Annotated in this window: 14 protein-coding genes, 1 tRNA gene, 1 pseudogene and 1 riboswitch; of the genes and pseudogenes, 9 read left to right on the forward strand and 7 right to left on the reverse strand. The window is 50.8% G+C overall.

Annotation, left to right across the window (positions count from 1 at the left end):
• The first annotated feature begins 61 nt into the window (after positions 1–61).
• Positions 62–224: riboswitch (cyclic di-AMP (ydaO/yuaA leader) on the forward strand.
• Between the two features lie 3 nt (positions 225–227).
• Together ET464_RS14215 and ET464_RS14220 are read left to right on the forward strand one after the other, a co-directional pair.
• Positions 228–695 carry a C40 family peptidase gene (locus tag ET464_RS14215; RefSeq protein WP_129441959.1) on the forward strand — a complete coding sequence of 156 codons (468 nt, stop codon included), beginning with the start codon at positions 228–230 and terminating at the stop codon, positions 693–695.
• A 194-nt stretch (positions 696–889) separates the two neighbouring features.
• Positions 890–1,414, forward strand: coding sequence for a GNAT family N-acetyltransferase (locus tag ET464_RS14220; protein WP_129441961.1), 525 nt, complete (start codon positions 890–892; stop codon positions 1,412–1,414).
• A gap of 57 nt (positions 1,415–1,471) precedes the next feature.
• Here ET464_RS14220 and ET464_RS14225 read toward each other — a convergent pair whose 3' ends face one another.
• Entirely contained in the window at positions 1,472–1,765 is a 294-nt protein-coding gene (locus tag ET464_RS14225; protein WP_129441963.1) for a hypothetical protein, read from the reverse strand.
• 173 nt (positions 1,766–1,938) lie between these two features.
• On the opposite strand from ET464_RS14225, the gene motA reads away from it, so the two are divergent.
• The 3 genes from motA to ET464_RS14240 are packed head-to-tail and all read left to right on the forward strand — an operon-like array spanning position 1,939 to position 3,729.
• On the forward strand, positions 1,939–2,754 hold the full coding sequence (motA, locus tag ET464_RS14230) for a flagellar motor stator protein MotA (protein ID WP_129441965.1): 816 nt from the start codon (positions 1,939–1,941) through the stop codon (positions 2,752–2,754).
• Complete coding sequence (gene motB, locus ET464_RS14235) at positions 2,723–3,526, forward strand: flagellar motor protein MotB (RefSeq protein WP_129441967.1); 804 nt, start codon at positions 2,723–2,725, stop codon at positions 3,524–3,526. Before motA ends, motB begins: the two co-directional genes overlap by 32 nt.
• Positions 3,526–3,729 (forward strand): hypothetical protein, encoded by a 204-nt coding sequence (locus ET464_RS14240; protein WP_129441969.1) that lies wholly within the window; start codon positions 3,526–3,528, stop codon positions 3,727–3,729. Before motB ends, ET464_RS14240 begins: the two co-directional genes overlap by 1 nt.
• A gap of 8 nt (positions 3,730–3,737) precedes the next feature.
• On the opposite strand, the gene rluF is transcribed toward ET464_RS14240, so the two are convergent.
• Together rluF and ET464_RS14250 are read right to left on the reverse strand one after the other, a co-directional pair.
• On the reverse strand, positions 3,738–4,442 hold the full coding sequence (gene rluF / locus ET464_RS14245) for a 23S rRNA pseudouridine(2604) synthase RluF (RefSeq protein WP_129441971.1): 705 nt from the start codon (positions 4,440–4,442) through the stop codon (positions 3,738–3,740).
• Positions 4,443–4,502: 60 nt separating this feature from the next.
• On the reverse strand, positions 4,503–6,338 hold the full coding sequence (locus tag ET464_RS14250; RefSeq protein ID WP_129441973.1) for an ATP-binding protein: 1,836 nt from the start codon (positions 6,336–6,338) through the stop codon (positions 4,503–4,505).
• A gap of 267 nt (positions 6,339–6,605) precedes the next feature.
• Here ET464_RS14250 and tadA point away from each other — a divergent pair, with 267 nt between their 5' ends.
• Entirely contained in the window at positions 6,606–7,070 is a 465-nt protein-coding gene (tadA, locus tag ET464_RS14255) for a tRNA adenosine(34) deaminase TadA (protein ID WP_129441975.1), read from the forward strand.
• A 16-nt stretch (positions 7,071–7,086) separates the two neighbouring features.
• On the opposite strand, the gene ET464_RS14260 is transcribed toward tadA, so the two are convergent.
• Positions 7,087–7,254, reverse strand: coding sequence for an aspartyl-phosphate phosphatase Spo0E family protein (locus ET464_RS14260; RefSeq protein WP_129441977.1), 168 nt, complete (start codon positions 7,252–7,254; stop codon positions 7,087–7,089).
• A 244-nt stretch (positions 7,255–7,498) separates the two neighbouring features.
• Here ET464_RS14260 and ET464_RS14265 point away from each other — a divergent pair, with 244 nt between their 5' ends.
• From ET464_RS14265 to ET464_RS14275, 3 genes are all read left to right on the forward strand, one after another.
• Positions 7,499–8,962 carry an ABC transporter substrate-binding protein/permease gene (locus ET464_RS14265; RefSeq protein ID WP_129441979.1) on the forward strand — a complete coding sequence of 488 codons (1,464 nt, stop codon included), beginning with the start codon at positions 7,499–7,501 and terminating at the stop codon, positions 8,960–8,962.
• Positions 8,955–9,677 carry an amino acid ABC transporter ATP-binding protein gene (locus ET464_RS14270; RefSeq protein WP_129441981.1) on the forward strand — a complete coding sequence of 241 codons (723 nt, stop codon included), beginning with the start codon at positions 8,955–8,957 and terminating at the stop codon, positions 9,675–9,677. Before ET464_RS14265 ends, ET464_RS14270 begins: the two co-directional genes overlap by 8 nt.
• 213 nt (positions 9,678–9,890) lie before the next feature.
• Positions 9,891–9,967: transfer RNA gene (locus tag ET464_RS14275), tRNA-Arg, on the forward strand.
• A 628-nt stretch (positions 9,968–10,595) separates the two neighbouring features.
• On the opposite strand, the pseudogene ET464_RS14280 reads toward ET464_RS14275, so the two are convergent.
• The 3 genes and pseudogenes from ET464_RS14280 to ET464_RS14290 all read right to left on the reverse strand — a co-directional run bounded on the left by ET464_RS14280 (position 10,596) and on the right by ET464_RS14290 (position 13,693).
• A pseudogene (locus ET464_RS14280) lies at positions 10,596–11,608 on the reverse strand (FecCD family ABC transporter permease).
• Positions 11,605–12,624, reverse strand: coding sequence for a FecCD family ABC transporter permease (locus ET464_RS14285; RefSeq protein ID WP_129441983.1), 1,020 nt, complete (start codon positions 12,622–12,624; stop codon positions 11,605–11,607). Before ET464_RS14285 ends, ET464_RS14280 begins: the two are co-directional and overlap by 4 nt.
• A gap of 94 nt (positions 12,625–12,718) precedes the next feature.
• Positions 12,719–13,693 carry an iron-hydroxamate ABC transporter substrate-binding protein gene (locus ET464_RS14290; RefSeq protein ID WP_129441985.1) on the reverse strand — a complete coding sequence of 325 codons (975 nt, stop codon included), beginning with the start codon at positions 13,691–13,693 and terminating at the stop codon, positions 12,719–12,721.
• Positions 13,694–13,721: the final 28 nt, after the last annotated feature.

Consider the following 13,721-nt stretch of genomic DNA (forward strand, 5'->3'; position numbering starts at 1 on the left):
TAAAAATCAGCAAAAAAAGGAGGAGATGCTGGAAAATAAACGAATATTTATCCCTAAGATTTTCTAAAACTAGCCTAATTTCCGTTTTTGGAAAACGGGGGAACCACCTTGGGTGAATTGATTTCGACGCTATGTGCTTCCATTGTCATATGCGTCTTGGGAATCATAGGGGACCTTCAAACCGAACCCCACAGCTAACCTCGTCGGCATCGGAAGGAGTTTCATCATTGAAGAAGGTAACTGCAGTATTAGTTGGACTCGTGCTTTTGCTATCATTCCAGGTCGGCACGATGTTCGCAAGCTCCAAAATGGACGGCATTGTTGCGAATGTCGTCGGCACTCCGTACCTGTATGGCGGTACAACAGTGAAAGGCTTCGATTGCTCCGGTTTTACCAACTATGTGTTTGACCAAATGGGCATTGACCTTCCACGCACCTCTGCATCGCAAGCAGAAGCAGGTACAAAGGTTGCGCAAAGCGATCTTCGTCCTGGCGATCTCGTGTTCTTCAACACGAATGGCCGCAGCATTTCCCATGTTGGCATCTATGTAGGCAACGGCCAGTTTGCACACGCCTCCAGCAGTAAAGGTGTAATGATCAGCAAGCTGAGCGAGTCCTACTACCAAACGCGCTACGTAACTGCTCGCCGTGTCATGAGTGACGACGTATTCGCGAAATATGCTGACAATAACTAAGGTCAAGCCGGGTACCTGAATGCGGTTCAGTATCCCGCTTGCCGGCAAAAAGCCGCAATGGTGCTTGTTCCTCAAGCCTCCATTGCGGCTTTTGCTTTAACCGGCTGCTCGCCATTACTTATCTCGTTTATAGAGCTGCCTAGAAGCGCAAACTTCATATACGAGTTAGACCAGATAACAAGGAGAAAACCCCTATGCCGCATATCAAATCCCAAAGCCAGCCCTGCGAGCCGCAGCTGACTGTTGTCCCGATGGACGCAGCCCACGCCCGGCACGTTTGCAGCTGGCGGTATGAATCCCCCTATAACCTGTACGGCTGGCCGGCGTGGGAGCAAATGGAGCGCGATGAGTTTGAATTCGGCAGCGCAGCCATTCGCGAGTCACAATATGTGTCGATTGTTACCGATAAACAGGAACTGGCCGGCTTCGGACAGCTCTTTCCGATGGCCGGCGTAACCCGGCTAGGCATGGGGCTTCGCCCGGACTTCTGCGGCCAAGGGCTTGGCGCACAGCTGGCGCTGCTCCTAGCGCATGAAGCGTTGAAGCGAAAGCCGGATCACGAAGTTGATCTGGAGGTGCTGACCTGGAACGAACGCGCAATACGCGCTTACACGAAAGCCGGCTTCCTCATAACCGATACCTATTTCCGGCCGACACCGGAAGGCGAAGCGGAATTTCACTGCATGGTGTTCCAGCCGCAGCACTGCCGGCCCGAATAACCACAACGCGCCGGATATCCGGCGCGCCGCTTTTCAGTCCCGGCCCGTTCCGCTCGGTCAGATGAGCCGGACAACATGGGATACATTGTCGCCTTGCGTCACTTCAATGACATGCCGTTTCGGATGGTACGTCACAATTCCATCGCCTACCGCAATCGACGTTTCTTCGCCCAAGCCAAAAAACACATCATCGGCGAGCGCTTCCATCACTTCGCTTTTCTCCGCATCAGCAAGCGCCTCCCATTCGCCCTTCTCCATCTCAAAAAACGTATAGCTGCGGTTTATTCCGCTGACCGCATCGGTCAAGTCTTTTAAAATATCCGCGTATTCTCTTGCATGTCTTACTCCCATGTGCATTCCGCCTTTATTCCAAATTTCAAAGCTTCTATTACCATTGTAACGCATTTGCCGGATTTTAACGCTCTCTAGTGCATTTCCTCTCCCGCTCTAATCTCTCGGCCCTCCGATGACGATAATAAAAGAAGTAGAGTTTTGTCGAAATCATGTGCCAAACGGGGTGTATTATGGAAAAATCAACAATTATCGGTGTAGTGCTGGGGGTTTCAGCGCTGTTAGGCGGCATGGTGCTCAAGGGGGCTGGTTTAGGTAATTTATACAATCCTGCTGCTTTTGTCATTATTATTGTAGGAACAGCCGCTTCGCTTTTTGTCGCCTTTCCGATGTCAGAGATCAGCAAATTTCCGAAGCTGCTGAAAATCGCGTTTTCCAACCAAAAGCTGATGCCGCGCGAGCAGCTTATTCAAAATTTTATGGAATGGGCGTCCATTACCCGCCGCGAAGGCCTTCTGGCGCTGGAAGCCAAATTAGATGACATTGACGATGCTTTTCTGAAAAACGGCATGCGGATGATTATTGACGGCAACGACCAGGATTTTGTCCGGGATGTACTGCTCGAAGATATTTCCGCAACGGAAAACCGCCACAAAGCCGGGTCGCTCATGTTCTCGCAGGCCGGCATGTATGCGCCGACGCTTGGCGTGCTGGGGGCTGTCGTTGGTCTCATCGCCGCACTAGGGGATATGAGCAGCATGGAACATTTATCCCATGCGATCGCCGCCGCCTTCATCGCGACATTGCTTGGCATATTTACCGGTTACGTGTTGTGGCATCCGATTGCCAATAAGCTGAAACGAATCTCGAAAAAAGAAATCGAGCTCCGCCTCATGATGGTAGAAGGCTTATTGTCCATCCAATCCGGCGTCTCCACCATTGCGATCAGCCAGAAGCTTACCGTCTATTTGACGCCTACCGAACGCGATCAGATGCGCGAAAAGGAGGATGCAGCCTTTGAGCAAAAAGCGCAGACACGAGGAGCATGATGACGATCATCCAAACGAGTCGTGGCTTCTTCCTTATTCGGACTTAATGACGCTGTTGCTGGCTTTGTTTATAGTACTATACTCGATGAGTTCCGTTGACGTGAAAAAATTCGAGGAAATGAGCCAAGCCTTTAAAATTACATTCAATAACGGCAACGGGCTGCTGCAGAACCCTTCTGTTGTTAAAGCCGGCGAGGATCCGGAGAAGAAAAAACAGGATGCCGATGACCAAGATAAAAAAAACCAGCAATCGCTGGCCAAGCAAGAGCAAGAAGATTTGGAGAAGCTGAAGAAGCAAGTGGATGAATATATTAAGTCGCACGGGCTGACCTCCGATTTGGCGACAAAGCTGAATCAATCGCAGCTGATGATTACCATTAGCGACAAGGCGCTGTTTGCATCCGGCAGCGCGGAGGTGAAGCCGGAGTCGCGCTCGCTGGCGAACGCCATCTCCACAATGCTGCAGAACTATACCGACTATGAAATCGTCGTGTCCGGCCATACGGACAACCAGCCGATTTCGACGCAAGCCTTTAAATCGAACTGGGATTTGAGCTCTTCGCGCGCCATCCGGTTTATGGATATATTGCTGCAAAATCCGAAGCTGAAGCCGGAGCGCTTCAGCGCTATTGGATACGGCGAATACCGGCCGGTAGATACCAATGATACTGAAGCCGGACGTGCCAAAAACCGCCGCGTCGAAGTGTCGATCCTGCGGAAATATGTCGACCCGGACAAAACGGAAGACCTGTCCGCCAACCCGGCAAAATAATGCGCAAAACCTATGAACAAAAGCAAGCGCCGCCCCGAAGGGCGGCGCTTGTATGCGTGATGGCGGCGAAAGCGCCTGAGCGCAGGCGCAGCTTGTGTCCGGCTGCGCCTCGCAGCCAAAATCCCGCTGGCGGCAACAAAATGGCGGCTTATCGTCGCCTGGCTGTAACCGCAGCGGGACTGTTATACCGGCAAAATGAATAACCGGGCCGTTACGCGTTCGGATGGTAGTCAAGCGTTTGAAACAACGTTTGTTTCTCCTGCTCCGTTAAATCGCGCCACTTGCCATATGGCAATTCCCCAAGATGAATATTCATCACACGAATGCGGCGCAGCTTACGAACATGGTAGCCAAACGCCTCGCACATCCGGCGGATTTGCCGGTTCCGGCCTTCGGTCAAAATAATCCGAAAGGTGCGGTCCGCAACTTTCGTCACCGTACAAGGCAGCGTCATACTGCCCAATATTCGCACTCCTTCGGACATTCCTTTCAGAAACACCGGAGTGACCGGACGATCCACCGTCACCACATATTCTTTCTCATGGCGGCCTTCCGACCGCAATATCGGATTCACAATATCGCCGTCATTCGTCAGGAGAATGAGCCCTTCCGAATCTTTATCCAACCGGCCGATCGGGAATATCCGTTCGCGATGGCCGACATAATCCACAATATTGCCTTGCACATGCGCTTCTGTCGTGCTCGTGATGCCTACCGGCTTATGCAGCGCCAAATAAACATGTTTTTTCTGCTCCCCGATTGGTTTGCCGTCAACCCGGACATCGTCTCCAAGCTCCGCTTGGCTGCCAAGGACAGCCTTCTGCCCGTTAATCGTTACTCTTCCGCCCTCCACCAGCTTGTCCGCCTCGCGGCGGGAGCAATACCCGGTTTCGCTTATAAACTTGTTAATACGCAGCTTTCTTCACCCCGTTGTTTGCAACCGTCCCCTGGCTTCATGGACGGCCTGCTTCAATCCTTATGCTCCTAGTATAGCGCCAGTCCTCTTTTCTTTCAAAGCAGGCAGCATAATGGCAACGGTTGTGCCGACCTGAAGCTGGCTCTGAATATCCATAGTGCCGTTATGGCTCTGAATAATGCGGTGGCTGATCATCATCCCGAGTCCGGTTCCGCTTTCTTTGCTCGTTACAAACGGCTGGCCGATTTTGGGCAGCATATCCTCCGGAATGCCCACCCCTTCATCGGTAATGGTCACCGCAACAAGCTGTTCCGGCTTCAGCGCAATATGGATATGGACATTGCCGCCGCTCGGCATAGCTTCAATAGCGTTCTTGAGCACATTAATAAAAACTTGCTTCAGCTGGTTTTCTTCACAGGAGACGATACACGCCTGATTCGTAAACGACGTCTTGAAAATTACATTCCGAAGATGCGCTTCGCTCTCCAGCAGCGACAGCACCTCTCCGAATACGGTCCGCACGTCTTTTGATGTAAACCTAGTCGCTTGCGGCTTCGATAAAATAAGGAACTCCCCGACAATCAAATTAATCCGGTCGAGCTCGGATAACATCAGATTAGTATGCTCCGGATTCATTTGGCTCGTTTGCCGCTGGATTTGCAGGAAACCGCGAAGCGTAGTCAGCGGATTGCGGATTTCATGCGCAACCCCGGCTGCCAGTTCTCCTACGATGGTCAGCTTCTCCGAACGTTTTAACAGCTCCTCCATTTTGTTGCGGCTTCTCATATCGCGCGTAATGGAAGCGAACCCTTGTATCGTGCCGGACGAATCACGGATTGCCGATGTCGATACGCTGACCGGAATAATTTCTCCGGACTTCGACATTCGCTCCGTCTCCTGCGCAGGCAAAACCTTGCCTTCCATCAGCGATTGTATAATCAAACGCATTTCCATCCGGTGGTTTTCCGGTACAAGCTGCAAATGCTGGCCAACCGCTTCCTCTGCAGAATATTCAAACAGCTTCTCGAACGCAAGGTTCACCTGTATAATGACGCCATTCAAATCCGCAACATGAATCGCATCGCTGGTATGATTAATGAAGGACTCCAAATATTCTTTCATCTGGCGGTTTTCCTCAAACGCTTTGCGCAGCTTGTCCATATAAATGCTCAAATTTTGTGACATCGCATTGACTTTAAGCGCCAGCAAACTAAATTCGTCATGGCCTTTCACTTTAATCACCGACTGAAACCGGCCAAGCGAAACCTCGTTTATTTTCCATATAATTTGTTTGATTGGCCGGAGCATCAGCGCCGCCATCAAATAACTGCAGGTCAGCACCACTGCCAGCGTTATGCCGTAATAAATGAAGGAGCGGTTGCGCCGATCCGTCAAAATGTGGTTCAGCGGCGTTGTATCGTATACAATCATCAATACCGAAGGAGCCAGCTCGGAACTGCTGTAATAGCTTTTGACATAATTATGCCCGTCCATCGTGAACTTTCTTGTGACGTATCCATTCGCTAATGCGGCATGGCCGTACGCTTGGTCCTCCTTCGTTTCCCTAAAATGATGAAAAGCCTCTTCATCGCTGGCATATGCAGCAGTCCCGACGGTTTCATTCGACGGGTTGAAAATGACAAATTCTTTAATGTACGGCTGCATGCCTTGTACAATTCCTTTGATGATGGCTTTCATCTCTTGCCTGGTGGCCTCATTCTCCTTCTGATCAGCGGCGTACACAAGCGCCAATTGCTCCGAAGTTTGCTTGAGCATCCGGTCGTTTTCGTGCCAAATGTTGCGATTTACAAAGGATTCATTCAAAATGGTGAGAAATACAAACACCACCATAATTAATAAAGAAATGCTGATCGTAAACTTGGTCTTAAACGACATGTTATGCACATCCTTTGAATGGGGCATCGTCTCAGCATGGGCAAGCATTTTCCGTTCAGATAATTCTATTAAAACAACTTGCGCACAAGTTGTTCACATAATCAACAATTTACCCACAGCATTTATGGTAAAATGTGCGTAAAAACGTGGATAACCCCAACGTTACCCACAGAGTTATCCACTTCGTGTTAACAATCGATCATTTGTTCGTTGGACAACCGATTTATTTGTACGGGTAAAACATAAAAATTGGAGGATTATCGAAAGATGTATAGAGAGCAAGAAGATCAGGCCTGGATGCATGAAGCCATTGCAGAAGCGCGTAAAGCCGAGCAATTGGGTGAGGTCCCTATAGGGGCTGTCATTGTGCGAAACGGAGAGATCATCGGGAGAGGTTATAACTTAAGGGAAACCAAACATGATCCAACCGCACACGCCGAACTCGTCGCTATTAAGGACGCCTGCGAACGAATTGGCGCTTGGCGCTTGTTGGATTGTACGCTTTATGTAACGCTTGAGCCTTGTCCCATGTGTGCAGGCGCGTTAGTTCAATCACGCGTGAAACGTGTGGTGTATGGCGCTCACGACCCGAAAGCCGGATGTGCAGGCACGTTAATGAATTTGTTGCAGGAACCGCGGTTTAACCACGAAACAGAGCTAACAAGCGGCGTGCTGCAGCCTGAATGCTCCGCTTTGCTTACGGACTTCTTCCGCAAGCTTCGAAAACGGTAATATCATCTATTATACGTTAATGATATTTGCTTTTTTCCAATTGTTGCAGGGCAACAATAAGCTCGTCAGCTTCTTCGCTAATGGCCAGCACCTCGGGATCCGTCAGACTGCCGCGAGCCTCTGCCATTTCATGAAGCTTCAGCCGCAGCGATTGTAGTTGTTTGAGCAGTTTTTCTTTGTCCATAGCTCGCTTTGGCGCTCCTCATCTTCACTCATGTGGTAATGTACTTATTATACGCTTTTGGCGTCTTGGTGTTTGTAAAAATCTGTCGACAATGGGCGCTAATTTTCAATTATTTTTCGACAAAGATAGTTGTTTTCCTTTATATATTAGTTCTTTTTACCTAGTAAATTAATTCCAAGTTCTATCGCCATTAGCTGAAAATATGGGTATATTAGTGGAATGACTTTATGCAAGGGAGATTGGCATGAGAAACAGACCATTATTTATCCATGCGGCCCGTATTCTGCTATGCAGCATATGGATCGCCGCACTGCTTTTTCCCGGCTTGCTCGCAGCGGGAAGCGGCAGCGCCCATGCAGCCGGGAAAACAATCGTGATGGGCACATCCCCCGACTATCCGCCATATGAAAATGTGGATGCGAAAAACAGCGGGGAAATTGTCGGGCTTGATATCGACATCGCAAAGGCAATAGCCCAAAAATTAGGCTATACCCTGGAAATCAAAAGCATGGACTTCAACGGCCTTATTGCTGCGCTGCAGACAAAACGGGTTGATTTTGTCATGTCCGGCATGTCGGCCACAGAAGAGCGCAAGCAGTCCGTTGATTTTTCCGACGTGTATTATTTGGCCCGGAATACCATCATTTCCGCCAAAAGTGACGGTTATACGACGCTGGAGCAGCTGGAAGGCAAACGAATCGGCGTACAGCTGGGTTCCACGCAGGAAGCTGCGGTGAAGGATGTTCAAGATGCCACGCTCGTAAAGCTGAACAAAATTACCGACCTGATCCAGGAGTTGAAATCCGGCCGGATTGATGCTGCAATCGTGGAGGATGCCGTAGCTGCCGATGTAGCGCAAAGCAATCCGGATTTTGCCGTGAACTATTTACCGCCGGGCAGCGACGGTTATGCGATTGCTTTTCCGAAAGGTTCCGATCTGACGGACAAGTTTAACCGTGAGCTTGAAGACATGAAGCAATCCGGCGAGCTGGACAAGCTGACGGACAAATGGTTTGCTGCTTCTTCCGATAAGAAGAAGAGCAGCGATAAGTTCCTCGATTTTGGCATTTTGAAAGGTTACGTTCCTTACATGCTGAAGGGCATTTATGTGACACTGCTCTTTACGATCGTGTCAGCCTTGTTTGGTTTTGTATGGGGCTTTATTCTGACGCTGTTCAAGCTGTCGCGTATTTGGCCGCTGCGCTGGTTCGCTACCGCCTATACTTCGGTATTCCGCGGCACACCGTTGCTGCTGCAGCTGTTTCTTATTTATTTCGCAACGCCGCAGCTTACCGGCTACGATATTTCTACGTTGATGGCAGCCGGGCTTGCATTTGGCTTGAACTCGGCTGCGTATTTATCCGAAACGATCCGCGGCGGGATTATGTCTGTCGATAAAGGACAGCGGGAAGCGGCAATGGCGCTTGGCATCCCGTCCAGCCTGACGATGGTGCGCATTATTTTGCCGCAAGCGGTTAAATCGATTTTACCGGCTTTGGTGAACGAGTGCGTGGCGCTGATTAAAGAATCGTCGCTGGTGTCGGTCATCGGTGTACAAGATATTTTGCGCCGGGCGAGCGTGATTCAGGCTACGGAATACCGCGCATTTGAGGCGCTGCTGTTTGCCGGCGCGATCTATTACGTGCTGGTGCTGATAATGACTTCGCTTGCGAAGATGCTTGAAAGGAGGCTGCGTCGCGGTGATTAAAGTCGAACAGCTGACCAAATCCTTCGGCAAACATGAGGTGCTGAAAGGAATTACAACGACCGTGGACAAGGGCGAGGTTGTCGCGCTGATCGGGCCGTCCGGCTCGGGCAAATCAACCTTTCTCCGCTGCTTGAATTTACTGGAGAAGCCGACTTCCGGCTCGATTACGATTAACGGACAGGTCATCACAGACCCGCGGGCAGATATCGTCCGCATTCGCCAGGGCATCGGCATGGTGTTCCAGCATTTTAACCTGTTCCCGCATTTGACGGTAATCGACAATATTACGTTTGCGCCCCGCAAAGTCAAAGGCGTCCCTGCGGAGCAAGCACGTCTGGCCGCGCTGGAGCTGCTGCGCCGGGTTGGCCTCGAAGATAAAGCCGAGATGTATCCGGCCCGCCTGTCCGGCGGCCAAAAACAGCGTGTAGCGATTGCCCGCAGCCTGGCGATGGAACCGGAAATTATGCTTTTTGACGAGCCGACGTCCGCGCTGGACCCAGAAATGGTCAAAGAAGTGCTGAACGTTATCCGTGATTTGGCACAAACCGGCATGACGATGATGATTGTGACGCACGAAATGAAATTCGCTCGAGAAGCGGCCGGCACGATTTATTTCCTGGACCAAGGCCAGCTTGTCGAAAAAGCTGCGCCATCGGCGTTCTTCAGCTCGCCGCAAAGCGCGAGAGCGAAGACGTTCCTGGAACAGGTGCTGTAGCGTGTAACGCCCACTAAGCAGGGCTGTGCTTAAGCCGTGCGCGATAAGTGTCTGCACAGCCCTCTTGCAGCTTGCCTGCAGCGGAAAAACAAACAAAGCCCGAAGGCCGTCCATCAACGGACAATCCTCCGGGCTTTGTTTGTTTTATTTGGGAGGGAGACATGGATTTATTTGCATCATCCCTGTCCTCCATGATAAAATAATATCCGATGCGCGCCCGTAGCTCAGCAGGATAGAGCGACAGTTTCCTAAACTGCAGGTCGTACGTTCGAATCGTATCGGGCGCGCCATTTATCGTAAACCTTGTTCTTGCAAGGTTTTTTGTTTTTTTATGGACAATTAGGACTCACAGTTTCCTCCAGGGAAATGAGTAGACTGTTGTTCCTCTTTGACCAAGCCCGCAGGCTCGTTCCCTCCGATAGTCAATGGCAGCTTAAACAAGAATAAACAGTCGAAAGGAAAACGTTATTGTCATTGGACGAAACGAACATCTATTAATTCCCCTACTACTCTCCCCTCCCAATTCAGCATCCCTGAACCGAGTAAGTTATCTGCAATCGAAAAACATTTTGAAATTCATATTCTTTCTTGGGGTGGCGTTGAAGACTGAGACCGCCTAACAAGGTTATTCACCTTCAGAGCGTTCATCCACCGTATGAGTGCAAACCGGCCGGGGTGCCGGGCCGGACCGACTGAAACATGAATCTGCAAGCATAAAAATGCACCCCCTACACTGTCATTGGAGATTTTCCAATGGCCATTATAAGGGGTGCAATTCAGTTCGGTTATGCACAGGGAACTTTCCGATTGTGGACGGATTGCCCTCAAACCGCAAAACTGCGCTTATCCACATGTTGATAATGCAAATGAAGCGAAACCGCTCAGGTTTGTGGATAGCGAGTAAGGGGACAGAGCAAGCTACTCTTCTTTAAACAGCAATAGATAAAGGAAATAAGGCCCTCCGATAAACGCAACCATGATGCCTGCCGCAATGCCGTCCGGCTCCCAAATATTGCGCCCGATCGTGTCAGCCAGCAGCAACAGCCATCCGCCGATCAGAATGGATATCGGTAAAAAACGCTGGTGCCTTGGACCAACCAAAGCCCTCGCAATATGCGGCGCCATCAGGCCGATAAAGGCGATGCCGCCCGTAACCGACACGGCCGCAGCCGCCAGGGCAACAGCTGCCAGCAGCAGCAGAATGCGGTCTTTGCGAATGGCTACGCCTGCACCAACGGCGGAATGCTCGCTTAATGAAAACAAATTAAGCGCTCTTGATTTGTACAACGCGTAAGGCACCAATATGACCAGCCAAGGCAGCAAGGCCATAATAAACGGCCAGTCTACCCCCAGACGCTGCCGGCGAGCCACTTGGAAATGAAATCTACTTTGGTGCGGTCAACCGAAGACATGAGCACGATCATCACGCCGGATAACGCCAGCGAGAAGCCGACGCCGGTAATGACCATCCGGATCGGCTGAATGCCTTCGCCCCGTGTATACGAAAATGCATAGATCAGAAAAGCGGTTGCCACCGCTCCGGCAAAGGCCATCAGCGGAATGACATAAACAAACGTATCGACGTTAATCGGCGCAAACAGGAAGTATACCGTGACGCCAACTCCCGCACCCGCATTAATGCCGATGATTCCCGGATCGGCCAGCTCATTACGGGTAATCCCTTGCAATAAAGCGCCGGACAACGCCAGCGCCATGCCTGCAAGCAGCGTAATGAGCATCCGGGGCAGCCGGACCGAAAACAATACGAAATGATCTTCGAATGTTCCATGGCCCATAATCGTCGGGATAAGCCGGTCCAGCGATACGGGAGACGCTCCAATGCCGAGGCCGATCACAAATGTCGCCGCAATAAGAAGCAGCAGGAACACCACGATAACCGGCTGCTTGCGAAGAAATGTAAGTTTGATCATGATACCGAGCGCACTCCTTTACGGACGATAAACAAAAAGAACGGCAAGCCTATAATCGCGACGATCGAAGCAACCGGCGTCTCGAATGGAACGTTGATCATCCGGCCCAGCGTATCGGCAAACACCATAAACGTGCCGCCCGCAATCGCGGACAGCGGCAAAATCGTACGGTAGTTCGTTCCGGCCAGCGTCCGGATCAGATGCGGAATCATTAAGCCAACAAACGCCAGGTTGCCGACGAGGGCAACGGCTGCGCCCGCCAGCAGCGTAATGAGCACGTACAGGGCAATTTTAACTTGTGTCGTCCGAAGCCCCAGCCCCACCGCAACGTTCTCGTTCAAGCTGAGGATCGTCAATTGCCGGGATAATAAAAGCGAAGCGATGACACATGCCACGATAACCGGAGCAATCGTTGTGACTTGGCTCCAGGTTGTGCCAACCAGCCCGCCGGATGTCCACATGGAGACGCTTTTGGCTATCTTATAATGAAGGCTGATCGCATCAGCCACCGCGCCAAGCAGCGCCGAAACCGCAGATCCCGCCAGCACCATCCGGAGCGGCGACACTTTCCTTTTACGTAAAGAAGCGATGCCGAAGACGACCATCGCGCCAAATGCAGCACCAATAAAACAAGCGCACATCGTGCCGAAATACCCGGTTCCGGGAATAAGCGCAAATGAAATCGCCAGCGCTGCATTCGCGCCTGCAGTCAAGCCCAGGAGCCCGGGATCGGCAAGCGGGTTGCGGGTCAAGCCCTGCATAATGGCGCCCGCCACTGCCAAGGCAGATCCGACCAGGACGCCCCCTACCTCGCGCGGCAGCCGAAGCTCGCGGATGACGGAAATATCTTCGCCCGCAGCGTGCGGATTCGTGAGCGCGCTCCAAATATCGGATAACGATACGTTTTTGGCGCCCAACATAACGGCTATGGCGAACATCACGACAAATAAAACCAAGTTGAGGAACAGTTGGAATGCAAAAGAACCTGCCGGCTTAAACGAAAACAGTCTATTCATCTCGATCATCCGTTCTTTCTCTGCTTGCAGAAAAAGGAACGCAAAGGCGTCCCTCTTTCTTCATGTAGCGTGTAATGGTTATCTAACTTAACGATTAGTTCCCCAGCAGCGATTTCGTAATGAAATCAAGCTGATAGTCCAGCGACAGCGAATCGTTGAAATAGAACGTCGTAGCGTCTACTTCAAATACACGGTTGTTTTTAACGGCCGGAATATTTTTGTAAGTGGACGTTTGTTGGAAAGAAGCATCCCCTGCCGGGTCTTTGCTGTAAAAGACGTAATCTCCCATGTACTGCGGCAAAATCTCCAGCGACAAATCATAATAGCCGTCTTTCGCCGTCATTTCTTTAACTTTATCCGGCATCTTCAAGCCCATCGCCTGATAAATGATTTCCGTGCCGCGTCCCCAGCTGTCGCCGAAGGTGTAGAGCGATTTAGCATCGCCTTCAATAACGCTGACTGTGCTGTCCGCGCCGATTTTAGCTTTGATTTGTTCGCCTGCTTTTTGGGCGCGTGCTTTAAAATCAGCGATCCAGTCGGATGCTTTTTTCTCTTGGTTAACGGCTTTGCCGATCTCCAGAATCTGCGTCAAATAGTCCACTTTGTTGTACGTGTACGTCACAACCGGAGCAATTTGCTTCAATTTATCCACGTTCTTAATATCCGTCATCGCGATGATCAAGTCAGGTTTCACATTCAAAATGCTCTCCACGTTCTCGTCGGAAACCTCGGCAACGTCTTTCAGCTGATCTTTAAAATTCGGGTCTGATTTCGTCCAGGAATCTACGCCGACCAGCGGAACGCCAAGCGCCAGCAGGTTTCCTGCATAGCCGGACAGGGCGACTACGCGCTGCGGATGCGCGGGAACTTCGATCGGACCGCTTTCAGACTGGTACGTTATGGTGCCGGAATCGCTGCTGTCCGCAGCATCACTTGGGCTTGGGCTTGTACTTGCATTCGGCGAGCTGTTCGCGCCGGATTTCGAATTTGCCTGGTTGCTGTTGCCGTTACCGCAGGCGCTCAGCACTAGAACAAGGCTGATTAATAGTAAGAACAATGATTTCTTCATGGATGATACTCTCCTTCTTGATCTCTTT

This window comes from Paenibacillus protaetiae (assembly GCF_004135365.1).
In the GTDB taxonomy this organism is placed as follows: domain Bacteria; phylum Bacillota; class Bacilli; order Paenibacillales; family Paenibacillaceae; genus Paenibacillus_AP; species Paenibacillus_AP protaetiae.